General features: G+C 63.7%; 25 protein-coding genes. 13 read left to right on the top strand and 12 right to left on the bottom strand.

What is annotated here, in order from left to right; translation table 11 throughout:
• Window positions 1-25: 25 nt before the first annotated feature.
• A complete protein-coding gene (locus tag DM872_RS21460; protein ID WP_028626898.1) occupies window positions 26-391 on the top strand; it encodes a DUF4870 domain-containing protein in 366 nt (121 codons plus the stop codon).
• Window positions 392-446: 55 nt separating this feature from the next.
• Here DM872_RS21460 and DM872_RS21455 read toward each other — a convergent pair whose 3' ends face one another.
• Window positions 447-1,226, bottom strand: coding sequence for an exodeoxyribonuclease III (locus DM872_RS21455; RefSeq protein ID WP_069086259.1), 780 nt, complete (start codon window positions 1,224-1,226; stop codon window positions 447-449).
• 80 nt (window positions 1,227-1,306) lie between these two features.
• On the opposite strand from DM872_RS21455, the gene pyrE reads away from it, so the two are divergent.
• On the top strand, window positions 1,307-1,948 hold the full coding sequence (gene pyrE, locus DM872_RS21450) for an orotate phosphoribosyltransferase (protein WP_077525533.1): 642 nt from the start codon (window positions 1,307-1,309) through the stop codon (window positions 1,946-1,948).
• Between the two features lie 22 nt (window positions 1,949-1,970).
• Window positions 1,971-2,564, top strand: a complete 594-nt coding sequence (locus DM872_RS21445) for a DUF4124 domain-containing protein (protein ID WP_179061336.1) — start codon at window positions 1,971-1,973, stop codon at window positions 2,562-2,564.
• A gap of 6 nt (window positions 2,565-2,570) precedes the next feature.
• Here the strand turns inward: DM872_RS21445 and DM872_RS21440 are convergent, their stop codons facing one another.
• From DM872_RS21440 to coaBC, 5 genes are all read right to left on the bottom strand, one after another.
• A complete protein-coding gene (locus DM872_RS21440; protein WP_179061335.1) occupies window positions 2,571-3,014 on the bottom strand; it encodes an acyl-CoA thioesterase in 444 nt (147 codons plus the stop codon).
• 59 nt (window positions 3,015-3,073) lie between these two features.
• Window positions 3,074-3,979, bottom strand: coding sequence for an acetylglutamate kinase (argB, locus tag DM872_RS21435; protein WP_028626893.1), 906 nt, complete (start codon window positions 3,977-3,979; stop codon window positions 3,074-3,076).
• A gap of 21 nt (window positions 3,980-4,000) precedes the next feature.
• Window positions 4,001-5,398 carry a phosphomannomutase/phosphoglucomutase gene (gene algC / locus DM872_RS30340; RefSeq protein WP_218649511.1) on the bottom strand — a complete coding sequence of 466 codons (1,398 nt, stop codon included), beginning with the start codon at window positions 5,396-5,398 and terminating at the stop codon, window positions 4,001-4,003.
• A gap of 1,235 nt (window positions 5,399-6,633) precedes the next feature.
• On the bottom strand, window positions 6,634-7,089 hold the full coding sequence (dut, locus tag DM872_RS21425; protein WP_077525536.1) for a dUTP diphosphatase: 456 nt from the start codon (window positions 7,087-7,089) through the stop codon (window positions 6,634-6,636).
• 6 nt (window positions 7,090-7,095) lie between these two features.
• Window positions 7,096-8,304 (bottom strand): bifunctional phosphopantothenoylcysteine decarboxylase/phosphopantothenate--cysteine ligase CoaBC, encoded by a 1,209-nt coding sequence (gene coaBC / locus DM872_RS21420; RefSeq protein ID WP_179061333.1) that lies wholly within the window; start codon window positions 8,302-8,304, stop codon window positions 7,096-7,098.
• Between the two features lie 135 nt (window positions 8,305-8,439).
• Here coaBC and radC point away from each other — a divergent pair, with 135 nt between their 5' ends.
• A complete protein-coding gene (gene radC / locus DM872_RS21415; RefSeq protein ID WP_179061332.1) occupies window positions 8,440-9,114 on the top strand; it encodes a RadC family protein in 675 nt (224 codons plus the stop codon).
• Here the strand turns inward: radC and DM872_RS21410 are convergent.
• Window positions 9,111-10,685: an ABC transporter substrate-binding protein gene (locus DM872_RS21410; RefSeq protein ID WP_179061331.1), complete on the bottom strand. Its 1,575-nt coding sequence runs from the start codon at window positions 10,683-10,685 to the stop codon at window positions 9,111-9,113. The genes radC and DM872_RS21410 overlap by 4 nt on opposite strands.
• Before the next feature lie 358 nt (window positions 10,686-11,043).
• Here DM872_RS21410 and rpmB point away from each other — a divergent pair, with 358 nt between their 5' ends.
• On the top strand, window positions 11,044-11,280 hold the full coding sequence (gene rpmB, locus DM872_RS21405) for a 50S ribosomal protein L28 (RefSeq protein WP_077525540.1): 237 nt from the start codon (window positions 11,044-11,046) through the stop codon (window positions 11,278-11,280).
• 10 nt (window positions 11,281-11,290) lie between these two features.
• Window positions 11,291-11,446 carry a 50S ribosomal protein L33 gene (gene rpmG, locus DM872_RS21400; protein WP_003464575.1) on the top strand — a complete coding sequence of 52 codons (156 nt, stop codon included), beginning with the start codon at window positions 11,291-11,293 and terminating at the stop codon, window positions 11,444-11,446.
• Between the two features lie 276 nt (window positions 11,447-11,722).
• Here rpmG and DM872_RS21395 read toward each other — a convergent pair whose 3' ends face one another.
• A complete protein-coding gene (locus DM872_RS21395) occupies window positions 11,723-12,088 on the bottom strand; it encodes a cupin domain-containing protein (RefSeq protein ID WP_077525541.1) in 366 nt (121 codons plus the stop codon).
• Window positions 12,089-12,102: 14 nt separating this feature from the next.
• Complete coding sequence (locus DM872_RS21390; protein ID WP_179061330.1) at window positions 12,103-13,443, bottom strand: aspartate aminotransferase family protein; 1,341 nt, start codon at window positions 13,441-13,443, stop codon at window positions 12,103-12,105.
• A 229-nt stretch (window positions 13,444-13,672) separates the two neighbouring features.
• Between DM872_RS21390 and DM872_RS21385 the strand changes: the two genes are divergently transcribed.
• Window positions 13,673-15,166, top strand: a complete 1,494-nt coding sequence (locus DM872_RS21385) for an aldehyde dehydrogenase (RefSeq protein ID WP_077525543.1) — start codon at window positions 13,673-13,675, stop codon at window positions 15,164-15,166.
• Window positions 15,167-15,290: 124 nt separating this feature from the next.
• Window positions 15,291-16,442, top strand: a complete 1,152-nt coding sequence (locus tag DM872_RS21380) for an MFS transporter (RefSeq protein WP_179061329.1) — start codon at window positions 15,291-15,293, stop codon at window positions 16,440-16,442.
• A gap of 60 nt (window positions 16,443-16,502) precedes the next feature.
• Here the strand turns inward: DM872_RS21380 and DM872_RS21375 are convergent, their stop codons facing one another.
• Both DM872_RS21375 and DM872_RS21370 read right to left on the bottom strand, forming a co-directional pair.
• Complete coding sequence (locus DM872_RS21375; protein ID WP_179061328.1) at window positions 16,503-17,825, bottom strand: NAD(P)/FAD-dependent oxidoreductase; 1,323 nt, start codon at window positions 17,823-17,825, stop codon at window positions 16,503-16,505.
• Between the two features lie 99 nt (window positions 17,826-17,924).
• The gene (locus tag DM872_RS21370) at window positions 17,925-18,413 is read right to left on the bottom strand and encodes an Lrp/AsnC ligand binding domain-containing protein (protein ID WP_016495366.1); all 489 of its coding nucleotides are present in this window, start codon (window positions 18,411-18,413) and stop codon (window positions 17,925-17,927) included.
• A 158-nt stretch (window positions 18,414-18,571) separates the two neighbouring features.
• Between DM872_RS21370 and dadA the strand changes: the two genes are divergently transcribed.
• The 5 genes from dadA to DM872_RS21345 all read left to right on the top strand — a co-directional run bounded on the left by dadA (window position 18,572) and on the right by DM872_RS21345 (window position 22,635).
• Window positions 18,572-19,870 carry a D-amino acid dehydrogenase gene (dadA, locus tag DM872_RS21365; protein ID WP_077525546.1) on the top strand — a complete coding sequence of 433 codons (1,299 nt, stop codon included), beginning with the start codon at window positions 18,572-18,574 and terminating at the stop codon, window positions 19,868-19,870.
• Window positions 19,845-20,198, top strand: a complete 354-nt coding sequence (locus DM872_RS21360) for a RidA family protein (RefSeq protein ID WP_077525547.1) — start codon at window positions 19,845-19,847, stop codon at window positions 20,196-20,198. The genes dadA and DM872_RS21360 overlap by 26 nt, the downstream gene beginning before the upstream one ends.
• Before the next feature lie 67 nt (window positions 20,199-20,265).
• A complete protein-coding gene (gene alr / locus DM872_RS21355) occupies window positions 20,266-21,339 on the top strand; it encodes an alanine racemase (protein ID WP_179061327.1) in 1,074 nt (357 codons plus the stop codon).
• A gap of 192 nt (window positions 21,340-21,531) precedes the next feature.
• Window positions 21,532-22,080 carry a cupin domain-containing protein gene (locus DM872_RS21350; RefSeq protein ID WP_077525549.1) on the top strand — a complete coding sequence of 183 codons (549 nt, stop codon included), beginning with the start codon at window positions 21,532-21,534 and terminating at the stop codon, window positions 22,078-22,080.
• A 132-nt stretch (window positions 22,081-22,212) separates the two neighbouring features.
• Entirely contained in the window at window positions 22,213-22,635 is a 423-nt protein-coding gene (locus tag DM872_RS21345) for a c-type cytochrome (RefSeq protein ID WP_069086241.1), read from the top strand.
• Window positions 22,636-22,973: 338 nt separating this feature from the next.
• On the opposite strand, the gene DM872_RS21340 is transcribed toward DM872_RS21345, so the two are convergent.
• The gene (locus DM872_RS21340; RefSeq protein WP_179061326.1) at window positions 22,974-23,546 is read right to left on the bottom strand and encodes a xanthine phosphoribosyltransferase; all 573 of its coding nucleotides are present in this window, start codon (window positions 23,544-23,546) and stop codon (window positions 22,974-22,976) included.
• Window positions 23,547-23,563 lie beyond the last annotated feature (17 nt).

Raw genomic sequence — 23,563 nt, 5'->3', positions numbered from 1 at the left:
CAGATCCGCACGAGGAGACGTGGGAATGGACGAACCTACTCAGTATCAGGAGCCGAACCGGGAAGTACGGCAATGGGCGATGTTCTGCCATTTCTCCGCCTTCCTCGGCTTGGTGTTTCCCTTCGGCAATCTGCTGGGGCCCCTGATCGTCTGGCAGATCAAGAAGGACCTCGATCCTTTCGTTGACGCCCAGGGCAAGGAAGCGCTGAACTTCCAGATCACCGTGGCGCTGGCCGTCGTGCTGTGCTTCCTGCTGATGCTGGTGGTGATCGGCTTCCCGCTGCTCGGCCTGGTGAGTATCGGTGCGCTGGTATTGACCATCATCGCCGGGATCAAGGCCAACGAAGGTCAGGCGTATCGCTACCCCTTCTGCTGGCGCCTGGTGAAATAGGCCGAATCGCGGACAAGAAAAAGCCGGCTCGAAAGCCGGCTTTTTTCTGCCTGGATCACACGCTCAGCAGCCAGTCGTAATCAACGATCAGCGGCGCATGCTGCGAGAAGCGCGGTTGGCGCGGCAGCTTGGCGCTGCGCACGAAGCGACGCAGGCCCGGGGTCAGCACCTGGTAATCGAAACGCCAGCCGAGGTTGAGCATCTCGGCCTGCTCGCTGTCCGGCCACCAGCTGAACTGGTCGCCTTCGCGGCTGACTTCGCGCAGGGCATCGACATAACCCATGTTGCCGAACACTTCGTCCATCCACGCACGCTCGGGCGCCAGGAAGCCGGGGATCTGCTGGCAATCGCGCCAGTTCTTCACATCCAGCTTCTGATGAGCGACGTACAGCGAGCCGCAGTAGATGTATTCGCGACGCTTGCGGCGCTGCTTGTTGAGGTAATGGGTGAGGTCGTCCATGAACTTGAACTTGTGGTTCAGGTTCTCGTCCCCGCCTTGCCCGGATGGCAGCAGCAGGGTGGCGATGCTCACTTTGTCGAAATCTGCCTGCAGGTAGCGTCCGTACCGATCGCAGGACTCGAAACCGAGTCCCCAGATAACCGCCTTGGGTTGCAACCGCGAATAGAGTGCCACGCCACCTTGGGCTGGCACTTCGGCATCGCCGGCATAGAGGAAATAACCATCCAGTTGGAAGGCAGGGTCGTCCAGGTCGAAGGCGGAGGCACGGGTGTCTTGCAGGCAGATCACGTCGGCATTCTGAGCTTGCAGCCAACTGAGGAGACCTCGCTCGGCTGCCGCTTGAATACCATTCACGTTCACACTGATGATCCGCATAAATGGCCCCCAAAAACACGTGCGTGTATGATACCCGAGCTCTTTCTATTTAGCTAAATCCGTGCCGTCCGAGGCTTTTCATGCAGGCGTATCAGCGCGATTTCATTCGCTTTGCCATCGAGCGCGGGGTTCTGCGTTTCGGTGAGTTCACTCTCAAATCTGGTCGTACCAGCCCCTATTTCTTCAACGCCGGCCTGTTCAACAGCGGCCTGGCGCTTGCCCAGCTCGGCCGATTCTATGCGGCTGCGGTGGTCGACAGCGGCATTCCTTTCGATGTGCTGTTCGGCCCGGCCTACAAGGGCATTCCGCTGGCTGCGGCTACTGCCGTGGCGCTGGCCGAGCATCACCAGATCGACACCCCGTGGTGCTTCAATCGCAAGGAAGCCAAGGATCATGGCGAAGGCGGCACCTTGGTCGGCGCCCCCCTTTCCGGTCGCGTGCTGATCATCGATGACGTGATCACCGCCGGCACCGCGATCCGCGAAGTGATGCAGATCATCCAGGCCCAGGACGCCCAGGCAGCCGGTGTACTGATCGCTTTGAATCGCCAGGAACGCGGTCAGGGCGAACTCTCGGCTATACAGGAAGTAGAGCGCGATTTCGGCATGCCGGTGATCAGCATCGTATCCCTGGAGCAGGTACTGGAGTACCTGGCCGGTGATGCGGAGCTGAAGAAGCACCTGCCAGCCGTGGAAACCTATCGCGCCAACTTCGGTATCTGACCATTCGGGGCCGGGAGTCCTCATGCTGAAGTCGTCTGCATTCCGCTACAGCCTGGCGTTGGTTCTGCTGCTGCCGGCGCTGGCCGGCGCGGCTGAGCTGTATCGCTACGTCGATGACAAGGGCGTGACCGTCCTGGATCGTCAGGGCGTTCCGCCGGAATACATCGGCAAGGGCTATGAAGTGCTCAACGAGCAGGGCCGGGTCATTCGCGTGATCCCGCCCGCGCCGAGCCGTGAGGAAATGCAGCGTCAGCTCGACGCCAAGGCGCGCGCCAGTTCCGATGCCCAGTTGCTGCGTCTCTACACCAGCGTCGAGGACGTCGACCGCGCCCTGGGGCGCAAGCTCGCCGAGCTGGATGGGATGATCGGTGTTGCCCGGGGCAACCAGCAGTCGCTGCGCACCCAGCAGGCTAACCTGCAGAGCGTGGCTGCGGAAAGCGAGCGGGCCGGACGTGAAGTGCCGGCCCACCTGGTGGAGCAGATCAACAACCTGCGCGACCAGCAGAAAGGCCTCGACACGGATATCGCCCGCTACGAGAAGAGCCGCGACGCCGCCAAGGCCGCATTTGCCGCGGATCGTGCGCGCCTGGCCGAACTGCTCGGCGGCGTTCGCTGACGCGGCTCAGTCGGCCGGTGCGACTCGCTCGAAACCCCGCACCCTTTCCCTCAGCCAGTCCGGCAAGCGCAGGCTCCTGCGATTGTCGGCGTCGGCATGCACGTAGACCACCTCGCCCGAGGTGAGCTGGTCGCCCCCACGCCAGATTCCCAGTTCGAAGGCCATGCTCGCGCCACCCAGGCGGCTGACCCGCACGCCGATATCCAGCAGGTCGTCGAAGCGCGCCGGCGCCAGGTATTCGAGCAGTGTCTTCACTGCGAAAAAGTCGCCGCCATCCTTCAGCAAGTCGGCCGGGTAGGCGACGTCCAGGCTTCGGAAATACTCGGTGATGGCGACGTCGGCGTAGGTCAGGTAGTTGCCATTGAAGACGATGCCTTGCGGGTCGACTTCGGCCCAGCGCACGCGCAGGGGGTGGAAGAAACTGAAGTCATCACGGGACAGCTTGGCCATTTCTGCTCCTTGAAAAAGAACAGGCCGGATCACTCCGGCCTGTCTGGGTTTCGCTCCGCTCAGTGACGCTTGCGGTTGGTGATCAAAGTGCCGACACCGCTGTCGGTGAAGATCTCCAGCAGCACCGCATGGGGCACGCGGCCGTCGATGATGTGCGCGGCATTCACGCCGCCCTGCACCGCATCCAGGGCGCAGCGGATCTTCGGCAGCATGCCGCCGTAGATGGTGCCATCGGCGATCAGGTCGTTGACCTGCTCGGTGGACAGGCCGGTGAGCACTTGGCCCTGCTTGTCCATCAGGCCGGCGATGTTGGTCAGCAGCATAAGCTTCTCGGCCTTCAGCGCTTCGGCCACCTTGCCGGCCACCAGGTCGGCGTTGATGTTGTACGACTCGCCATTGGCGCCGACACCGATCGGGGCGATCACTGGAATGAAGTCGCCCTTCACCAGCATGTTCAGCAGGTCGGTATTGACGCTGGCGACCTCGCCCACGTGGCCGATGTCGATGATTTCCGGCTGGGTCATCTCCGGGGTCTGGCGGGTGACGGTGAGCTTCTTCGCGCGAATCAGCTCAGCGTCCTTGCCGGTCAGGCCGATGGCGCTGCCGCCGTGGCGGTTGATCAGGTTGACGATGTCCTTGTTCACCTGGCCGCCGAGGACCATTTCCACCACATCCATGGTCTGCGCGTCGGTCACGCGCATGCCGTCGACGAAGTGGCTTTCGATGGACAGGCGCTTGAGCAGGTCACCGATCTGCGGGCCGCCGCCGTGCACTACCACGGGGTTGATGCCGACGGCTTTCATCAGCACGACATCGCGGGCGAAGCTGGCCTTCAGCTCGTCGCTTTCCATGGCGTTGCCGCCGTACTTGACCACCAGGGTCTTGCCGACGAAGCGGCGGATATAGGGCAGCGCTTCGGACAGGACCTGGGCGACGTGGGAAGCAGCGTCAAGGCTGAGGGTCATGCTGGGCTCCAGTGAAACGGATCAGAACGGCAGGTTGAGTTCAGGGGCGATGAGGGTGAGCTGGCTGCGGAATACCTGCTTGATGCGCTCCAGCTCTTCCTCAGTGTCGGCCTCGAAGCGCAGCACCAGCACGGGAGTCGTGTTGGAGGCGCGGCACAGGCCCCAGCCCTTCGGATAATCGACACGCACGCCATCGAGGGTGGTGAGGTTGGCTTCGCCCCAATTGGCCTCGCGCTGCAGGCGCTCGATCAGGTGGAACTTGGTCTCGTCGGTGACAGTGATGTTGATTTCCGGAGTGGAGACGTCTTTCGGGAAGGCCGAGAACACATGTTCGGCATCACGCTTGTCCTGGCTGAGGATTTCCAGCAGGCGTGCAGCGCTGTAGATGCCGTCGTCGAAGCCGTACCAGCGCTCCTTGAAGAAGATGTGGCCGCTCATTTCGCCCGCCAGCAGGGCGCCGGTTTCCTTCATCTTCTTCTTGATCAGCGAGTGACCGGTCTTCCACATCACCGGGCGGCCGCCGTAGCCGCTGATGAGGGAGGTCAGGCGGCGGGTGCACTTGACGTCGAAGATGATGTCCGCGCCCGGATTGCGCGATACCACGTCCTTGGCGAACAGCATCAGCAGGCGGTCCGGGTAGATGATGGTGCCTTCGTTGGTCACCACGCCGACACGGTCGCCGTCGCCGTCGAAGGCCAGGCCCAGGTCAGCCTTCTCTTCTTTCACCTTGGCGATCAGGTCTTCCAGGTTCTCCGGCTTGCCCGGGTCCGGATGGTGGTTCGGGAAGGTGCCGTCAACGTCGCAGAAGAGCGGGATCACGGTGCAGCCCAGGGCTTCGATCAGCTGCGGGGCGATCACGCCGGCGACGCCGTTGCCGCAGTCCACCACCACTTTCATGGGCTTGGCCAGGGCGATGTCGTCGCGGATTTCGCGGAAGTAGCGGTCCAGCACGTCGACCGCTTCAATGCTGCCGACGCCGCTGGCCAGGTCGTTGTTCTGGATGCGGGTGTGCAGGGCGGTGATCTGTTCGTTGGCCAGGGTTTCGCCGGCGACCATGATCTTGAAGCCGTTGTAGTCCGGCGGGTTGTGGCTGCCGGTGAGCATCACGCCGGATTTGCCAGCCAGGACGTTGGCGGCGTAGTAGAGCGCCGGAGTCGGCACCATGCCGACGTCGGTGACCTGGCAGCCACAATCCATCAGGCCCTGGATCAGCGCCTGGACCAGCTCGGGGCCGGACAGGCGACCGTCGCGGCCGACCGAAACGCAGGGTTCGCCGCGAGCCAGGCTCTCGGAGCCGATGGCGCGACCTACCCAGTAGGCGGTTTCTGTGGTGAGGGTATCGCCGACCACGCCGCGAATGTCATAGGCGCGGAAAATGCTGGCGGGCAGGGGGGGAGCGATCTGTTCGATGCTGGTCATGGCGGGGGCTTGCTCCAATCCCAGGAGGTCCTGGTCTTCGTCGAGGATGTCGATATCGAGAATGTCGGTATCTTGGAAAAGCGGGTCGGCCGATTCGGCTGGTCGGGCGGATGCCGGGGCAACATGGTTGCCGGCGGGCGTCTGGACCAGGCCATTGTCCGGCGCCGGCTCGGGTTTGCGCCTGGGTTGGCGGGCTAGCGCCTGGGCCAGGCTGTCCAGCGCCGGCAGGCGCAGACTGAAGGCTTTGACGCTCTTGCCGTTGGAGAGTTCTTGCAATAGTTGATTGAGCTGCTGGGCGTCGTCGCGCAACTTGCGTTGCAGGGCGCCCTGGCTGAGTTTCAGACCGAGCACTGCACCGCCAAGAGCGAGCAGGGCGGCCAGGGCCAGCAGCAGGGGCGAGAAGTGGGTCTGGGTCAGGGCCTGGCCGGGCGTGAAGCTGAGCTTCCAGTTCGGATTGCCACTGTCCAGGGCGATGGGTGCGGCGTCGCCGGCCTGGCCGCGCTGGGCGAGGACCTGGATCGGGGCATTGCTGAATTGCTGGGTCAGCTGCAACTGGCCGATATCCGCCGATACCGACGGCAGGCTGCGCAGCAGTCGGTCCAGGTCGAACACCATCAGCAGGGTGCCCTGGGAGACGCTCTGTTCATTCAGGCGCAGCGGCGCGGCGCTGTAGACCAGCCAGCGCTCCCCCACCTTGTAGGCTTCCGGGCTGGGTTGCTGGCCACTTTCCAGGCGCCGCAGCATGTCGAGCGCAGCGAAGTTCATCGGCGCGGCACGCTGGGTGTTCTGCTGGGCCTGCCCGGGCAGGTTGAGGTGGGCATCGACCACGCCGTCGCGATAACCCAGTCCGCGTTCGGCCGCCAACAACTGGCCAGCGTCGCCACCGGTGAGGGCGGTGATCAGGCTGGGGTCATGGGCGGCGGCACTGGTATCGGCCTGCAGTTGGGCGATGGCCTGGCGCAGGGTGGCGGCCTGACTGCCGCCCCAGGCCTGGCCGAGCTGGTCGATCCGGGCCTGTTCGGCAGGGCCGAGGACGCCGAACCAGAGCAGCGCGCCGGCGGCGACCACACCCGTGAGGGCGGCGAGCGCACCGGGGAGCAGGTCGTCAGAGCTCTTGCGAACGGCCCGGGAGTCGGCCGGCCGGATGGCCGCTCCATTGGTGGCGGCGTCCTTGCTGCTGCGCTTGAAGAGTTTCACTGAACGTCTCCTGGGCGGTTCGTCCTGGTGTGGTTCTGTCAGTGGCTGCCGGTGTGACCGAACCCGCCGGCACCACGTTCGCTTTCGTGGAACTCGTCGACCAGTTCGAAGTGCGCCTGGACCACGGGCACCAGTACCAGCTGGGCAATACGTTCGCCAATGGCGATACGGAAGGCGGTCTGGCCGCGGTTCCAGCAGGACACCATCAGCTCGCCCTGGTAGTCGGAGTCGATCAGGCCCACGAGGTTCCCGAGGACCACGCCGTGCTTGTGGCCAAGGCCGGAGCGTGGCAGGACCAGCGCGGCCAGGCCCGGGTCGGCGATGTGGATCGACAGGCCAGTGGGAATCAGGATGGTCTGGCCCGGCTCAAGGACGACTTCTTCCTTGAGCATGGCGCGCAGGTCGAGGCCGGCGGAGCCTGGGGTGGCGTATTGCGGCAGCGGGAATTCGCTGCCGAGACGGGAATCGAGGATCTTGGCTTGCAGTGAGTGCATGGAGTCTCAGGCCTGGTTGAGGCGGTCGGCGATGAAGGCGATCAGCTGGCGGGCGATCTTGCCCTTGCTGGTCTGGGCGAAGCTGGATTGGGCCAGGTCACGGTCGATGACGGTGATGGCGTTCTCCTCGCTGTTGAAGCCAATGCTCGGGTTGGCCACGTCATTGGCGACGATGAGGTCGAGGTTCTTGTCCTTGAGCTTGCGCGAAGCGTACTCGAGCAGGTTCTCGGTCTCGGCGGCGAAGCCCACGCTGAAGGGGCGGTCGGCGCGGCCGGCGAGCGTCGCGAGGATATCGGGGTTGCGTACCAGCTGCAGTAGCAGGCCCTCGCCACTGGTCGGGTCTTTCTTCATTTTGTGCTGTGCAACCACTTCCGGGCGGTAATCAGCCACAGCGGCGGCGGCGATCAGCAGGTCGCAGGGCATGGCCGCTTCACAGGCGGCGAGCATGTCGCGGGCGCTGACGACGTCGATGCGGTTGACCCGGTCTGGCGTCGGCAGGTGAACCGGGCCGGTGATCAGGGTCACCTTGGCGCCGGCTTCCACGGCGGCTTCGGCGAGGGCGAAGCCCATCTTTCCGGAGCTGTGGTTGGTGATGTAGCGCACCGGGTCGATGTTTTCCTGGGTCGGTCCGGCGGTGATCAGTACGTGGCGACCGGTGAGCGCGCGATGCTCGAAGCAGTCGGCGGCGAGCTGGGCCAGTTCCTCGGCTTCGAGCATGCGGCCCAGGCCGACGTCGCCACAGGCCTGGCTGCCGGCCGCTGGGCCGAACAGGCGCAGTCCGCGTTTGCCGAGGAGCTCCAGGTTGGCCTGGGTGGCCGGATCGCGCCACATGGCCTGGTTCATCGCGGGAGCGAGGGCAACCGGGGCATCGGTGGCGAGCACCAGGGTGGTCAGCAGGTCATCCGCGACGCCTTGCGCCAGGCGTGCCATCAGGTCGGCCGTGGCCGGCGCGATCAGCACCAGGTCGGCCCAGCGAGCCAGCTCGATATGCCCCATGGCCGCTTCGGCGGCGGAGTCGAGCAGTTCGAGGTGAACGGGATGCCCGGAGAGGGCCTGGAGGGTCAGCGGGGTGATGAACTCGCGGCCGCCCTGGGTCATTACCACGCGGACCTCGGCGCCCTGGTCGCGCAGTCGGCGAACCAGTTCAGCGCTCTTGTAGGCGGCAATGCCGCCGCCCACGCCCAGAAGGATGCGTTTCCGATAGAGCCGCTGCATAGGCCTGCCTTTATGAGGTTGAAGATGTGCTGCGGCGAAGGCGCCTCCCCAGGCCGATCGTCGCGCAAAAAAGGTGGGTTAAGATAGCACAGCGCCCGCACTGGAACAGCGGCGCGGCTCAACCATGGAGGTGTCATGAGCATCCGCAATTGGCCCGCGGCGGAGCGTCCGCGGGAGAAGCTTCTTGAACTGGGTGCGGCGGCCCTGAGCGACGCCGAGCTCCTCGCCATTTTCCTGCGAACCGGGGTGGCTGGCCGCAGTGCCGTCGATCTGGCGCGCCACCTGCTGAACGACTTCGGCAGCCTGCGTGCCTTGCTGGAGGCCGAATTGCAGGAGTTCAGCCAGCACCTGGGCCTGGGGCCGGCGAAGTTCGCCCAGTTGCAGGCGGTGTTGGAGATGTCCCGTCGCCACCTGGCCGAAGGGCTGCGTCGCGACTCTGCGCTGGAAAGTCCCCAGGCGGTGCGTGACTTCCTCAAGGCGCAGTTGCGCCATTCCCAACACGAGCAGTTCGCTTGTCTGTTTCTCGACGCCAAGCATCGGGTACTGGCCTTCGAAGTGCTGTTCCACGGCACCATCGATGGCGCCAGCGTCTATCCCCGCCAGGTGGTCAAGCGCGCGCTGGCACACAACGCGGCAGCGCTGATCCTCAGCCACAACCATCCTTCCGGGGTCGCCGAGCCCAGCGAAGCGGATCGTCAGCTGACCCGGCGTCTCAAGGAGGCGCTGGCGCTGATCGATGTGCGCGTGCTCGACCACTTCATCGTGGGGGATGGTGAGCCGCTGTCGATGGCCGAGTGGGGCTGGGTCTAGTCCAGGCTCACCTTCGAGAAATCCTGCCGGCCGAAGGGGCTGACCTGATAACCCTCGACGTTCGAGCGGGTCAGTGCGAAGGCCGTGGGATGGGCCAGGGGCAGCCAGAGTGCCTGTTCGCGGATGATCTGCTGTGCCTTTGTATAAAGGCTGGTGCGCTCGGCCGGGTCGGTGTGGCTCTTGCCATCGGCGATCAGCTTGTCGAGCCCGGCGTCGCAGTAGCGTGCGAAGTTGAGCCCGGATTGCACCGAGGCGCAGGAAAACTGCGGAGTGAGGAAGTTGTCCGGGTCGCCGTTGTCGCCGGCCCAGCCCATGAACAGCAGGTCGTGCTCGCCGGCCTTGGCGCGACGGATCAGCTCGCCCCATTCGATCACGCGGATCTCGGCCTGAATGCCCACCTTGGCCAGGTCGGCCTGGAGCAGTTGGGCACCCAGGCTCGGGTTGGGGTTGAGCAGGCTGCCGGAGGGGCGGGTCCAGATGGTGGTCTTGAATCCGTCCTTCAGGCCCGCCTGGGCAAGCAGGGCCTTGGCTTTCTGCAGGTCGTGCGGGTAAACCGGCAGGTCTTTGGCGTAGCTCCAGGTGTTCGGCGGGTACGGACCATCGGCCGCGGTGGCGCTGCCTTCGAAAACAGCCTTGATGTAGCTCGGTTTGTCGAAGGCAAGGTTGATTGCCTGGCGGACTTCAGGCTTGTCCAGCGGCGGATGCTGGCTGTTGATGCCGACGAAGGCGGTCATGAAGGCGGGGGTCTGGATCACCTTGATGTTCTTGTCGCTGGCGGCCGACTGCACGTCCAGGGGCTTGGGCGACAGGGCGACCTGGCATTCGCCGCGACGCAGCTTCTGCAGGCGCACATTGGCGTCGGGGGTGATGGCAAAGACCAGGCCATCGACGCCCGGTTTGCCGCCGAAGTAGTCGGGGTTGGCGGCGTAGCGAACAGCAGCGTCCTTCTGGAAGCGACGGAAGACGAACGGGCCGGTGCCGATGGGCTGGGCATTGAGCTTCTCGGGCGTACCCGCCTTCATCAGCTGGTCGGCATATTCGGCCGAATAGATGGAGGCGAAGCCCATGCTCAGGGTGGCGAGGAAGGTGGAGTCCGGCTTGTTGAGGGTAAAGCGCACCTGCCGGTCGTCCAGCTTGTCGATGCTTTTGATGAGGCCAGGCAGCTGCATGGACTGGGCATGGGGGAACCCGCTTTGCGCGACCTTGTGCCAGGGGTTGGCCGGGTCGAGCATGCGCTGGAAACTGAATACCACGTCGTCAGCAGCCAGCGTGCGGCTCGGCTTGAAGTAGTCGGTCGAGTGGAAGGCCACGTCCTGGCGCAGATGGAAGGTGTAGGTCAGTCCATCGGCGGAGACATCCCAGCGTTCAGCCAGCCCCGGCACCAGTTTGCTGGCCTGGGCATCGAATTCCACCAGTCGGTTCATCAGCACATCGGCCGAGGCATTGGTGGTGGTGAGGGAGTTGTACTGCACCACGTCGAACCCCTCGGGGCTGGCCTCGGTGCAGACGCTCAATGTAGCGGCCTGGGCGAATAGCGGGGCGAACAGCAGCGGGAGGGCGGCGAAACGCATGGCAAGCTCCTTTGCATGGGAGGGCGGGCCCGCGGCGGGCCAAAGGCCTTACCCTAGACCAAGCCAGGGCGGCGGACAATGCGCGAGGGCGACGAGCGGTTACCTCTCCGGAGCCCCTTTGGTGCGGCGGCGCGGGTATGATTGCGGCTTCTCGGGGCCTGTGGGTAAAACGCTACGACCCTTGCTGCACTAGGGCCTTTCTGATATAAAGCAGCGCTCTTTTCTGGGGGCCCGGTCTTTCGCAGTCAAAATGCGGCCGGTAAGACCCCGACGAGACGGGCGTTCAAGCGCCCAAAAATGTGAGAGTTCAAGCGGCCAACCCATGCCGGGTTGGGCATGTGGTTTAGAGGGCTGAGTCATGTCGAGAGTCTGTCAAGTAACCGGTAAGGGTCCGGCTACTGGGAACAACATTTCCCACGCAAACAACAAAACCCGTCGTCGTTTCCTGCCGAACCTGCAGCACCATCGCTTCTGGGTCGAGTCCGAGAAGCGCTTTGTACGTCTGCGCGTTTCCGCCAAGGGTATGCGTGTCATCGACAAGCGCGGCATCGACGTAGTTCTGTCTGAACTGCGCGCTCGCGGCGAAAAGGTTTAAGGAGCTAATCATGCGTGAACTGATCCGTTTGGTGTCCAGTGCCGGTACCGGCCACTTCTACACCACCGACAAGAACAAGCGCACCACTCCCGACAAGATCGAAATCAAGAAATTCGATCCGGTCGTGCGTAAGCATGTGATGTACAAGGAAGCCAAGATCAAGTAATTGATCCGGCCCTTGTCGAGAAAGCCCGCCTAGTGCGGGCTTTTTCATGCCTGTGATTTGCTGCCGGCGGATTGGCTTCGGGCTACAGACCTGGCTTGTGGGGGCGAATTCATTCGCTAAGGGCGGCGAAGCCGACCCAGTGAGGGGCAGAGGGCAGGCCTGCGGCCTGCTCAGCGATTGAAATCGCCCCCACAGAAAAAACAATCCTTGGCTTTTGCCCATAAAAAAGCCCGCCAATGGCGGGCTGAAGGGTGACAAGCATTGGACAGGGCAGGCTTAGCCGGCAGCCTGCTCGAAAATCACGTAGACCTTGCGGCAAGGCTCGAGCACTTCCCAGGTGCCCGAGAAGCCCGCCGGGATAACGAAGCGATCGCCGGCCCGCACGGTCTTGGCGTTGCCGTCCGCATCACGGATGACCGACACGCCCTGGAGAATCTCGCAGTACTCGTGCTCGCTGTAGCTCACGGTCCAGTGACCCACGGCGCCTTCCCAGATACCCACATTGAACTGGCCGCACGGACTGCCGTAGTGGTTGCGCACGCTCTGCTCGGGATCGCCCTTGAGGATCTTCTCGGGGGCGGGACGGTAGTGCTCCGGTGCGGTGGTGGCCTGGGCGAAGTCGACGATCTGCTGGATGTTCATTGTGCGGTCCTTGTTCAGACGGCCTTGCGGATGGAGTCGGCGAGCTTGCCGACGAGAATGTCGATCTGTTCCTTTTCCACGATCAGCGGTGGCGACATGGCGATGGTGTCGCCGGTGACGCGGACCATCAGGTCGTCGTGGAAGCACTGCTCGAACACCTGGAAGCCGCGCTTGCCGACGCCTTCGGCGCTCGGGGCGAGCTGGACGCCGCCGACCAGGCCGACTGCGCGAATGTCGATCACGTTGGGCAGGTCACGCAGGCTGAGCAGTGCGTCCTGCCAGTAGCCTTCCAGTTCAACGGCGCGCTCGAACAGGCGCTCGCCCTGGTAGATGTCCAGGGTTGCCAGGGCGGCGGCGCAAGCCACCGGGTGGCCGGAGTAGGTATAGCCGTGGAAGAACTCGATGGCACTTTCCGGGCCGTGCATGAAGGCCTGGTAAATCTCCTCGGCGACGAACACTGCGCCCATGGGAATGGCACCGTTGGTCAGGCCTTTGGCGCAAGTGATGATGTCCGGGGTGACGCCCCAGCGCTGGGCGGCGAAGGCTTGGCCGACGCGGCCGAAGCCGGTGATGACTTCGTCGAAGATCAACAGGATGCCGTGCTTGCGGGTGATGTCGCGCAGGCGCTGCAGGTAGCCCACCGGAGGCAGGATCACGCCAGCCGAGCCGGACATGGGCTCGACGATCACGGCGGCGATGTTCTCGGCTCCATGCAGGGTCACCAGGCGCTCCAGCTCGTCGGCCTTCTCGATGCCGAACTCCGGCAGGCCGCGGCTGAAGGCATTGCGCTGGATGTCCAAGGTGTGTGGCAGGTGATCGACGTTAGGCAGCAGGGCAGGGAAGGCCTTGCGGTTGTTGACCATGCCACCTACCGAAATGCCGCCGAACCCTACCCCGTGGTAACCCAGCTCGCGGCCGATCAGGCGGGTGCGGGTGCCCTGGCCGATGGCGCGCTGGTAGGCGAGGGCGATCTTCAGCGCCGTATCCGCCGACTCCGAACCGGAGTTGGTGAAGAACACCTTGTTGAGACCTTTGGGGGCGATATCGGCCAGGCGTTCAGCCAGCTCGAAGGGCAGGGGATGCCCCATCTGGAAGGTCGGTGCGAAATCCAGCTTGGCGATCTGCTTGCTCACCGCCTCGGTGATCTCGCGGCGACCGTGGCCGGCGTTGCAGCACCAGAGCCCGGCGGTGCCATCGAGGACCTGGCGGCCATCGGTGCTGGTGAAGTACATCCCTTCGGCACTTTCCAGCAGGCGCGGGTTGGCCTTGAACTGGCGGTTGGCGGTGAAAGGCATCCAGAAGTCGTCCAGGCTGTTGGATATTCTGCCCGGTAGAGGTGCGAAGGCGTTTGTCATTGTGACCACCAGGGGAGGCGAGGTGAGGTGTTGTAATGATTTTGGCGGAGTCTATGTTTAATATAACGAACATGACAAGGGCGTTTGGCCGCCAACTGTAAAATATATTGAAAAGGCTAGTCTCTCTGGTTTAGGGTTGCGAGGATGGCCAGATGTAGGTTGGCCTTGCAGAATTTTTGACAGTGCATGCCTGAGCTGGCGGCACTCTTCTAATAAGAGGAAAGCTCCGATGACCACCCTGACCCGTGCAGACTGGGAACAACGCGCCAAGTCCGTGCAGATCGAGACCCGCGCCTTCATCCATGGCGAATACACCAACGCCGTTTCCGGCGAGACCTTCGATTGCATCAGCCCGGTCGATGGTCGTCTGCTGGGCAAGGTCGCCAGCTGCGATCTGGCCGACGCCGAGTTGGCAGTGAAGGATGCCCGCGCCGTGTTCGAGTCCGGTGTGTGGTCGCGCCTGGCGCCGGTCAAGCGCAAAGAAGTGATGATTCGTTTCGCCGACCTGATCGACGCCCACGCCGAAGAGCTGGCCCTGCTGGAAACCCTGGATATGGGCAAGCCGATCAGTGACTCCCTGAGCGTCGACGTCCCGTCCGCATCCCGCGCCATCCGTTGGAGCGGCGAGGCCATCGACAAGATCTACGACGAAGTGGCGGCCACCCCGCACAACGAACTGGGCCTGGTGACCCGTGAGCCGGTAGGCGTTGTCGCTGCCATCGTGCCGTGGAACTTCCCGCTGCTGATGACCTGCTGGAAGCTCGGCCCGGCACTGTCCACCGGCAACTCGCTGGTGCTGAAACCCTCCGAGAAGTCGCCGCTGACCGCTATTCGCCTGGGCCAGCTGGCCATCGAAGCCGGTATCCCGGCGGGTGTGCTGAACGTGCTGCCGGGCTTCGGCCACACCGTGGGCAAGGCCCTGGCCCTGCACATGGACGTCGACACCCTGGTGTTCACCGGCTCCACCAAGATCGCCAAGCAACTGATGATCTACGCCGGCGAATCCAACATGAAGCGCGTCTGGCTGGAAGCCGGCGGCAAGAGCCCGAACATCGTCTTCGCCGACGCCCCTGACCTGCAGGCCGCCGCCGAAGCCGCGGCTGGTGCCATCGCCTTCAACCAGGGCGAAGTCTGCACCGCCGGTTCGCGCCTGCTGGTGGAGCGCTCCATCAAGGACAAGTTCGTGCCCATGGTGGTCGAGGCGATCAAGGCCTGGAAACCGGGCAACCCGCTGGACCCGGCAACCAACGTCGGTGCCCTGGTGGATACCACCCAGATGAACAACGTGCTGTCCTACATCCAGGCCGGCCATGACGACGGCGCCAAGCTGGTGGCCGGTGGCAAGCGCGTGCTGGAAGAAACCGGCGGCACCTACGTCGAGCCGACCATCTTCGACGGCGTGAGCAACGCCATGCGCATCGCCAAGGAAGAGATCTTCGGCCCGGTGCTCTCGGTCATCGCCTTCGACAGCGAAGAAGAAGCCGTCGCCATCGCCAACGACACCATCTACGGCCTGGCCGCAGCGGTATGGACCAACAACCTGTCCCGCGCTCACCTGGTCGGCAAGGCCCTGCGCGCCGGCAGCGTCTGGATCAACCAGTACGACGGCGGCGACATGACCGCCCCCTTCGGCGGCTTCAAGCAGTCCGGCAACGGTCGCGACAAGTCCCTGCACGCCTTCGACAAGTACACCGAGCTGAAGTCCACCTGGATCAAGCTCTGATACGCCATTGAGGTCCGCCCCTCCGATTCGAGGGGCCGGCTCTTCGAGCCACGCCTGCGGCCGGGTTTCCAGTAATGGAGCCCGGCCGTTTTGCTTTGCCCACACGGAAGGGAGGACATCGGCGATGCGTTGGGGAACCTATTTCGCGGTGTGCGGCGCGGTCATCAGCATCGGCCTCGCCCTGGGCGTGACCATGCCGTTGGTGTCGCTGCGGCTGGAGAGCTGGGGCTATGACAGCTTCGCCATCGGTGTGATGGCGGCGACCCCGGCGGTAGGCGTGCTGCTCGGTGCTGTGATCGCCGGACGCCTGGCGGCGCGGTTCGGCACCACGACCCTGATGCAGCTCTGCCTGCTCGTGGGCGCGGTGTCCGTGGGCTTGCTGGCGCTGGTCCAGGTTTATCCCGTCTGGTTGTTGCTGCGGTTGCTGATCGGTGTCGCCCTGACGGTGGTGTTTATCCTCGGCGAAAGCTGGATCAACCAATTGGCAGTGGAGGAGTGGCGCGGCCGCCTGGTGGCTCTCTATGGCACCGGCTACGCCCTGAGCCAACTGTCCGGCCCGTTGCTGCTCGCGGCAATCGGCACCGGCAACGACCTCGGTTTCTGGACCGGCACCGGACTGCTGGTGGGTGGTTCGCTGCTATTGCTCGGCCGTACCGGCGCCCCCAGCGTCGATGCCCATAGCGCGTCGGGTCGCGGGCTCTGGTCCTTCTGCGCGCGCCTGCCGACCATTGCCTGGGCAGTCGTACTGTTCGCCGCCTTTGAAGCGATGATGCTGACCTTGCTGCCGATATATGGCCTGCGCCAGGGATTCACCCAGGAAGTGGCCTTGTTGATGGCCAGCGTGGTGGTGGTGGGTGATGCTGCGCTGCAGCTGCCCATTGGCTGGCTGGCAGATCGGATGTCCCGCCTCAGCCTGTTCCGCGCCTGTGGCGTCACGCTGCTGGCGAGCAGCCTGGCCATTCCGCTATTGCTTCATACACCGCTGATCTGGCCGATCTGGGTGCTGTTCGGGGCCAGCGCTGGCGGCCTCTTCACCCTGGCGCTGATCCTGATCGGTGAGCGCTATCGGGATGACGAGCTGGTGCGGGCCAACGCCCATATCGCCCAGCTCTGGGGGGTTGGCTGCCTGATCGGGCCTCTGGTAACCGGCGCCGCAAGCCAGTGGATAAGTGGCCATGCGCTGCCGCTGATGATGGCCCTGGGCGCTGCGGGATTCGTCTGGCTGGCCTGGACCCGCGAACTATTCGACGACGGCGCCGAAGCGGTCGCCGACTGAGACGACAAGGGCCGCATGTGCGGCCCTTGTCTCGTAAAGGAATTCGCTCCCACGGGATGGTCAGACGATCCCCACCGCTTCCTTCATCCGGTACCAGAGCATCCCGAGTGCCAGCAGCGGCGAACGCAGGTGGCGGCCGCCCGGGAAGGTGATGTGCGGGACCCTGGAGAAGATATCGAAGCCGTTGCTCTGCTCGCCACAAATGGCCTCGGCCAGCAATTGGCCGGCCAGGTGGGTGGCGTTCACGCCGTGGCCGGAATAGGCCTGGGCGAAGTAGACATTGGGCTGGTCAGGCAGCTTGCCGATCTGCGGTAGACGGTTGGCGCCGATGCCGATCATGCCGCCCCACTGGTAATCGATACGCACGTTCTCCAATTGCGGGAACACCTTGAGCATCTTCGGTCGCATGTAGGCGGCGATGTCCGCCGGGTCACGTCCCGAATAGTGGCAAGCACCGCCGAACAGCAGGCGGTTGTCGGCGGAGAGCCGGTAGTAATCCAACGCCACGCGCTGGTCGCAGACCGCCATGTTCTGCGGCAGCAGTTCACGGGCGAGTTCGGCCGACAGTGGCTCGGTGGCGATCACGTAGCTGCCGGCGGGCAGCACCTTGCCGCCGAGGGTGGAGTTGAGGTTGTTCATGTACGCGTTGCAACCCAGCACGAGGGTCTTGGCGCGAACGTGTCCGCGGGCGGTATGCACCTTCACTTCGGGGCCGTAGTCGATGCGGGTGACTGCGGAATGCTCGAACAGGCGCACGCCGAGGGATTGCGCGGCAGCGGCCTCGCCCAGGGCGAGGTTCAGCGGATGCAGGTGACCGGAACCCATGTCGATCAGGCCGCCCACATAGCGGTCCGAGCCGACCACGCTGCGCATCTCATGGGCTTGCAGCAGGCGCATTTCATGGCGGTAGCCGAGGCCTTTCAGCTCTTCCATGTCTTCCGCGAAGCCGGCGAGGTCGCGCGGCTTGTTGGCCAGGTCGCAGTAGCCCCAGGTCAGGTCGCAGTCGATGGAGAACTCCGCGACGCGGCGGCGGACGATCTCCACTGCTTCCAGACCCATGAGCTTGAGTGAGCGCACGCCTTCGGCGCCGATCACCGACTCGAACTGCTCGACGCCATGGCCAACGCCACGAATCAGCTGCCCGCCATTGCGCCCGCTGGCGCCCCAGCCGATCTGCCGGGATTCCAGCAACACCACGGAACGACCGCGCTTGGCCAGTTCGATCGCCGTGTTCAGCCCGGAGTAACCGCCACCGACAATGCACACGTCGGCCACCTCCTCTCCCGCCAGGGATGGGTAATCGATACGCCGATTGGCGGTCGCTGCGTAATAGGAGGGGGCATGGTGTTCGGTATGCACCGGGATGCGAACGCGGGCGTTCATGTGCGAAATCCTGATTTTGTTGTTTGGAAAATTTTACGCCCGGGCAGGATAAGGCGAACCCCCGAGCTGTGCCAAGGGGTTCGGAACGCTCGTAACAAATCAGTCGGGGATCGGCAGGTTCAGTGACTCTTTCACTTCTTCCATGACGATGTAGGACTTGGATTCACGCACGTGAGGCAGCTTCAGCAGGATGTCGCCGAGCAGCTTGCGGTAGGAGGCCATCTCATTGATTCGGGCCTTCACCAGGTAGTCGAAATCGCCCGAGACCAGGTGGCATTCGAGTACATGGGGCAGCTTGAGTACGGCGCGGCGGAAGTCTTCGAAGGTGTCGCCGGACTTGTAGTCCAGGCTGATCTCGACGAATACCAGCAGGCTGGCCTTCAGGTGCTGCGGGTTCAGCCGCGCGTTGTAGCCGAGGATGATCCCCTCTCGCTCCAGGCGGCGCACACGCTCGGTGCAGGGCGTAGTGGAAAGCCCCACGCGTTCGCCCAGCTCGGTGAAGGAGATCCGGCCGTCTTCCTGCAGGATTCGTAAAATATTCCGGTCTATCTTGTCCAGTTCACGACGGGATTGATGCTGGGTGCGCATGGTGGATGCCCCTCCGCTGAAGCGCATTCTGCCGAGAATTATCGCCAAATATGGCTATCTATATAGTGAATATCACTGCGTTTGTCTCCCTATACTTCGCGTCAACGACGCTCAAAATAACAAACGCAGCGGAATCCCCGTTGCGAATGGAGACAGACATGCGAGTGATGGTCCTTGGCAGTGGTGTGATCGGTACGACTAGCGCCTATTACTTGGCCCAGGCGGGGTTCGAGGTGGTCGTGGTCGACCGCCAGAACGCCGTGGCCATGGAAACCAGCTTCGCCAACGCTGGCCAGGTTTCCCCCGGTTACGCATCGCCCTGGGCGGCGCCCGGCGTGCCGCTGAAGGCCGTCAAATGGATGCTGCAGCAGCACGCGCCGCTGGCCATCCGCACCACCAGCGACATCGACCAGTACCTGTGGATGACGCAGATGCTGCGCAACTGCACCGCCGCCCGCTATGCAGTGAACAAGGAACGCATGGTGCGTCTGTCCGAGTACAGCCGCGACTGCCTCGACGAGCTCCGCGCTGAAACCGGCATCAGCTATGAAGGCCGCGCCCTCGGCACGACCCAGCTGTTCCGCACCCAGGCCCAGGTAGACGCCGCGGCCAAGGACATCGCCGTGCTCGAAGCATCCGGCGTGCCCTACGAATTGCTCGACCGTGACGGCATCGCCCGCGTCGAACCGGCCCTGGCCAACGTCAAGCACAAGCTGGCCGGCGCCCTGCGCCTGCCCAACGACCAGACCGGCGACTGCCAGATGTTCACCACCCGCCTCGCCGAGATGGCGGAGAAGCTGGGCGTGGAATTCCGCTTCGGCCAGAACATCGAAGGCCTGGACTTCGCCGGCGACCGCATCAATGGCGTGTGGATCGATGGCAAGCTGGAAACCGCAGACCGCTACGTCCTGGCGCTCGGCAGCTACACCCCGCAAATGCTCAAGCCGCTGGGCATCAAGGCCCCGGTCTATCCGCTCAAGGGTTATTCGCTGACCGTGCCGATCACCAATCCGGCCATGGCTCCGACTTCGACCATTCTCGATGAGACCTACAAGGTCGCCATCACTCGCTTCGACAAGCGCATCCGCGTGGGCGGCATGGCCGAGATCACCGGTTTCAACCTGGACCTGAATCCGGCTCGCCGTGACACGCTGGAAATGATCACCGCCGACCTCTATCCGGAAGGTGGCGATCTGTCCCAGGCGAGCTTCTGGACCGGCCTGCGCCCGGCGACTCCGGACGGCACCCCGATCGTGGGCGCCACTCCGTTCCGCAACCTGTTCCTCAATACCGGCCACGGCACCCTGGGTTGGACCATGGCCTGCGGCTCCGGCCGCCTGCTGGCGGACCTGATGGCGCGCAAGCGTCCGCAGATCAGCGCAGAAGGCCTGGACATCTTCCGCTACGGCAATTCCAAAGAGACCCCGAGCAATGTCAATCCAGCGCCTGCGCACTGAAACCCGCTACAGCGAAATCGTCATCCACAACGGCACGGTCTACCTGGCCGGCCAACTGGATGAGAAGCACAGCGCGGGTGTCGGCCAGCAGACTCGCGAAACCCTGGCTGCCATTGACGCGCTGCTGGACGAGGCCGGTACCGACAGGAGTCGCATCCTGTCGGTGACCATCTACCTGAAGGACATGGAGGCGGACTACGCCGCGATGAATGCGGTGTGGGATGCCTGGGTGCCGAAAGGCGCTGCTCCGGCCCGTGCCTGCGTCGAGGCGAAGATGTACTCGCCCGATGTGCTGGTGGAAATGACGGTCGTCGCCGCGCTTCCCTAAGTTTCTTGCTCAGCCCGGCGTTCGCGCCGGGTTTTTTCCACCCGATCAATTAGAAGAAGCCCTCGCCATGCGTCCCGCCCGTGCCCTGATCGATCTAGAAGCGCTGCGCCACAACTACCGCCTCGCCCGCGAAGTCAGCGGCGCCAAGGCGCTCGCCGTGGTCAAGGCCGATGCTTATGGCCATGGTGCGGTGCGCTGCGCCCAGGCACTGGAATCCGAGGCCAACGGCTTTGCCGTGGCCTGCATCGAGGAAGCGCTGCAATTGCGCGCGGCGGGTATCCGCAAGCCGATCCTGCTGCTGGAAGGATTCTTCGAGGCCGACGAGCTGGATCTGATCCAGGAACACGATTTCTGGACCGTGGTGCACGCCAGCTGGCAGCTGGACGCCATCGAGCGCGCCAATCTGCACAAGCCGCTGACCGTCTGGCTCAAGCTGGATTCGGGCATGCACCGCGTTGGCCTGCATCCGGCTGAGTACCGTGATGCCTGGCAGCGCCTGCAGGCGAGTGGAAAGGTCGAGAAGATCGTATTGATGAGCCACTTCGCCCGCGCCGATGAGCTGGATTGCAGCAGCAGCGTCGAGCAGGTGGCGGTATTCGAGCAGGCCCGCGCCGGACTCGAGGCCGAGGTCAGCCTGCGCAACTCGCCGGCCGTGCTGGGTTGGCCGCAGGTGCCGAGCGATTGGGTGCGCCCCGGCATCATGCTCTACGGCGCGACTCCCTTTGAGCAGCCCAACGCCCTGGCGGAGCGCCTGAAACCGGTGATGACCCTCGAATCGAAGATCATCAGCGTACGTGAACTGCCGGCTGGTCAGCCGGTTGGCTATGGCGCGAAGTTCGTCACCGAGCGCCCGACTCGCGTCGGCGTCGTCGCCATGGGATACGCCGATGGTTATCCGCGCCACGCGCCCACCGGGACTCCGGTGAGCATCGACGGGCAGCCGAGCCGCCTGATTGGCCGGGTCTCCATGGACATGCTCACGGTCGACCTCACCGATCTGCCCGATGCAGGTTTGGGCAGCCGAGTCGAACTCTGGGGCAAGGAAGTTCTGGCCAGTGACGTGGCGGCTCATGCCGGCACCATTCCCTATCAGATCTTCTGCAACCTGCGCCGGGTGCCACTCGTCTACAGCGGATCCTGATTCTTCGGTGAAGTGATCGGTATCTTGATCATTTCGCCGATATTCAATGCGTTTTCTCCGACGTTCTCCGGGGCTCACCTGGAGAGGGCAAAGTTCGTCCCGGATCCACAGCCGAAGTGTTGTAAATACTGAACGCTGTTGCCATGATACGGCGACCGTGACTACCCCTGATCCCCAAGGAGGATCCCGCCATTGGACGTCGGCGTTCGACTGCAAGCCATCCGTAAGCTGAAAGGCCTGTCCCAGCGTGAGCTCGCCAAGCGCGCGGGAGTCACCAACAGCACGATTTCCATGATCGAGAAGAACAGTGTCAGCCCTTCAATCAGCTCGCTGAAGAAGGTGCTGGGGGGCATTCCCATGTCGCTGGTGGAGTTCTTCTCCCTTGATCTCGAGCAGGAAAACCAGGTCCAGGTGGTTTATCGGGCATCCGAACTCACCGATATCTGCAGCGGTGCCATCACCATGAAGCTGGTGGGCAAGGCCCATCCGAGCCGCGCCCTGGCCTTCCTCGACGAGACCTATCCGCCGGGTTCCGACACCGGCGACGAGATGTACGCCCATGATGGCGAAGAGGCCGGCATGCTGGTGGAAGGCCGCCTGGAGCTGACCATCGGCAGCGAGGTGTACGTCCTCGAGCCTGGCGACAGCTACTACTTCGAAAGCAGCAAGCCGCACCGCTTCCGCAATCCCTTCGATGCCCCGGCACGCCTGATCAGCGCGACCACGCCGGCGAACTTCTGAATTCCATAACCGCCAAGGACATTTCCCTGCGACAAGTTGGGTTGTTTCAGCGTGGCGGACTAACCGTATATACTTGCGCCCGCTCGCGAAACCGTGGCCGCGGGCGATACTAGCCACGATGAGGGTGTAAGGGTGAACCTAATCAAGAAGATGCTGGCGGCCCATGCTGCCGTATTGGCCCTGTGGGCTGTTAGCGCCCAGGCCGCGACCGACGACGCCATTGCCGAGCGCATCAAGCCGGTGGGCGAGGTCTGCGTCCAGGGTCAGGAATGCAAGGGCGTTGGCGCCGTAGCAGCCGCTGCTGGCGGCGGTGCGCGTACGCCGGACGACATCATTGCCAAGCACTGTGGCGCCTGCCACACCGCTGGTGTTCTCGGCGCGCCGAAGATTGGCGATACCGCTGCCTGGAAAGAGCGTGCTGACCACCAGGGCGGCCTCGACGGCATCCTGGCCAAGGCCATCACCGGCATCAACAGCATGCCGCCGAAGGGCACCTGCGCTGACTGCACCGATGATGAGCTGAAAGGCGCCATCAAGAAGATGTCCGGCCTGTAACAGCGCCGCCATCAATGAAAAAGCCGCCCAAGGGCGGCTTTTTTGTGCCTGCTTGCTGCGACCTGTTGTCGCAGCCCGGGCGCGCTGTGTGAATTCATTCGCGACTCCTCGGGCCGGTAGGTTGGGCTGAGCTCTGCGAAGCCCAACGATACCAATTGAGCACGCCCGTTGGGCTTCGTGGGCTCAGCCACAACCTACGGCAGGACTTCGTCCTGCGTCGCGATTGAAATCGCTCCCACACCATCACGAGTCGCTTGTACCTCGACCCAACCTACGGCAGGACTGCGTCCTGCTTGGCGAATGAATTCGCCCCTACAGCATCTCGGGTCGTTCGCGGATCAGTCGACGAAGGTGACCTTGCCGTCAGCGAGCGATGCGACGCGTGCCAGGGACTCGATCCGGTAGCCTTCGCTTTCCAGCAGTGCGCGGCCCTCTTGGAAGGACTTCTCGATCACGATGCCGATACCGGCAACGCTGGCGCCGGCTTGCTGGATCAGGTCGATCAGCGCCTTGGCGGCGTGGCCGTTGGCGAGGAAGTCGTCGATCACCAGTACGTTGTCGGCTGCAGTCAGGTGCTTGGCCGAGATGGCGATGGTGCTCTCTGTCTGCTTGGTGAAGGAGAACACCTTGGAGATCAGCAAATCGTTCTTCAGGGTTAGCGACTGGAACTTGCGGGCGAAGATCACCGGCACGCCCAGTTCCAGGCCGGCCATCACCGCCGGAGCGATGCCGGAGGCTTCGATGGTGACGATCTTGGTGATGCCCTGGCCCTTGAAGCGTTCGGCGAACTCATGGCCCACCTGCTGCATCAGGCGCGGATCGATCTGGTGGTTGAGAAAGGCGTCGACCTTCAGTACCTGCTCGGACAGTACGATGCCTTCTTCACGAATCTTCTGTTTCAGCGCTTCCACGCCTGTACCCTCATATG

It is taken from the genome of Pseudomonas taiwanensis (assembly GCF_013393345.1).
Classification (GTDB): domain Bacteria; phylum Pseudomonadota; class Gammaproteobacteria; order Pseudomonadales; family Pseudomonadaceae; genus Metapseudomonas; species Metapseudomonas resinovorans_C.
The sequence above is the reverse complement of the archived record's forward strand: the minus strand, read 5'-3'. Positions and strand labels throughout refer to the sequence as shown.

Bases quoted from the DNA above. Each gene is read 5' to 3' on its own strand.
- coaBC (WP_179061333.1), bottom strand. From the start codon at position 8,304: ATGCAGCGGCTCTATCGGAAACGCATCCTTCTGGGCGTGGGCGGCGGC.
- DM872_RS21410 (WP_179061331.1), bottom strand. From the start codon at position 10,685: ATGCGTTTCGCCGCCCTCCCGCTGCTGTTCGCCCCGCTATTCGCCCAG.
- DM872_RS21445 (WP_179061336.1), top strand. From the start codon at position 1,971: ATGCTGAAGTCGTCTGCATTCCGCTACAGCCTGGCGTTGGTTCTGCTG.
- dadA (WP_077525546.1), top strand. From the start codon at position 18,572: ATGCGAGTGATGGTCCTTGGCAGTGGTGTGATCGGTACGACTAGCGCC.
- DM872_RS21460 (WP_028626898.1), top strand. From the start codon at position 26: ATGGACGAACCTACTCAGTATCAGGAGCCGAACCGGGAAGTACGGCAA.
- argB (WP_028626893.1), bottom strand. From the start codon at position 3,979: ATGACCCTCAGCCTTGACGCTGCTTCCCACGTCGCCCAGGTCCTGTCC.
- DM872_RS21380 (WP_179061329.1), top strand. From the start codon at position 15,291: ATGCGTTGGGGAACCTATTTCGCGGTGTGCGGCGCGGTCATCAGCATC.
- DM872_RS21390 (WP_179061330.1), bottom strand. From the start codon at position 13,443: ATGACAAACGCCTTCGCACCTCTACCGGGCAGAATATCCAACAGCCTG.
- DM872_RS21375 (WP_179061328.1), bottom strand. From the start codon at position 17,825: ATGAACGCCCGCGTTCGCATCCCGGTGCATACCGAACACCATGCCCCC.
- radC (WP_179061332.1), top strand. From the start codon at position 8,440: ATGAGCATCCGCAATTGGCCCGCGGCGGAGCGTCCGCGGGAGAAGCTT.
- DM872_RS21370 (WP_016495366.1), bottom strand. From the start codon at position 18,413: ATGCGCACCCAGCATCAATCCCGTCGTGAACTGGACAAGATAGACCGG.
- rpmB (WP_077525540.1), top strand. From the start codon at position 11,044: ATGTCGAGAGTCTGTCAAGTAACCGGTAAGGGTCCGGCTACTGGGAAC.
- alr (WP_179061327.1), top strand. From the start codon at position 20,266: ATGCGTCCCGCCCGTGCCCTGATCGATCTAGAAGCGCTGCGCCACAAC.
- DM872_RS21385 (WP_077525543.1), top strand. From the start codon at position 13,673: ATGACCACCCTGACCCGTGCAGACTGGGAACAACGCGCCAAGTCCGTG.
- rpmG (WP_003464575.1), top strand. From the start codon at position 11,291: ATGCGTGAACTGATCCGTTTGGTGTCCAGTGCCGGTACCGGCCACTTC.
- dut (WP_077525536.1), bottom strand. From the start codon at position 7,089: ATGCACTCACTGCAAGCCAAGATCCTCGATTCCCGTCTCGGCAGCGAA.
- pyrE (WP_077525533.1), top strand. From the start codon at position 1,307: ATGCAGGCGTATCAGCGCGATTTCATTCGCTTTGCCATCGAGCGCGGG.
- DM872_RS21360 (WP_077525547.1), top strand. From the start codon at position 19,845: ATGTCAATCCAGCGCCTGCGCACTGAAACCCGCTACAGCGAAATCGTC.
- DM872_RS21455 (WP_069086259.1), bottom strand. From the start codon at position 1,226: ATGCGGATCATCAGTGTGAACGTGAATGGTATTCAAGCGGCAGCCGAG.
- DM872_RS21440 (WP_179061335.1), bottom strand. From the start codon at position 3,014: ATGGCCAAGCTGTCCCGTGATGACTTCAGTTTCTTCCACCCCCTGCGC.
- algC (WP_218649511.1), bottom strand. From the start codon at position 5,398: ATGACCAGCATCGAACAGATCGCTCCCCCCCTGCCCGCCAGCATTTTC.
- DM872_RS21395 (WP_077525541.1), bottom strand. From the start codon at position 12,088: ATGAACATCCAGCAGATCGTCGACTTCGCCCAGGCCACCACCGCACCG.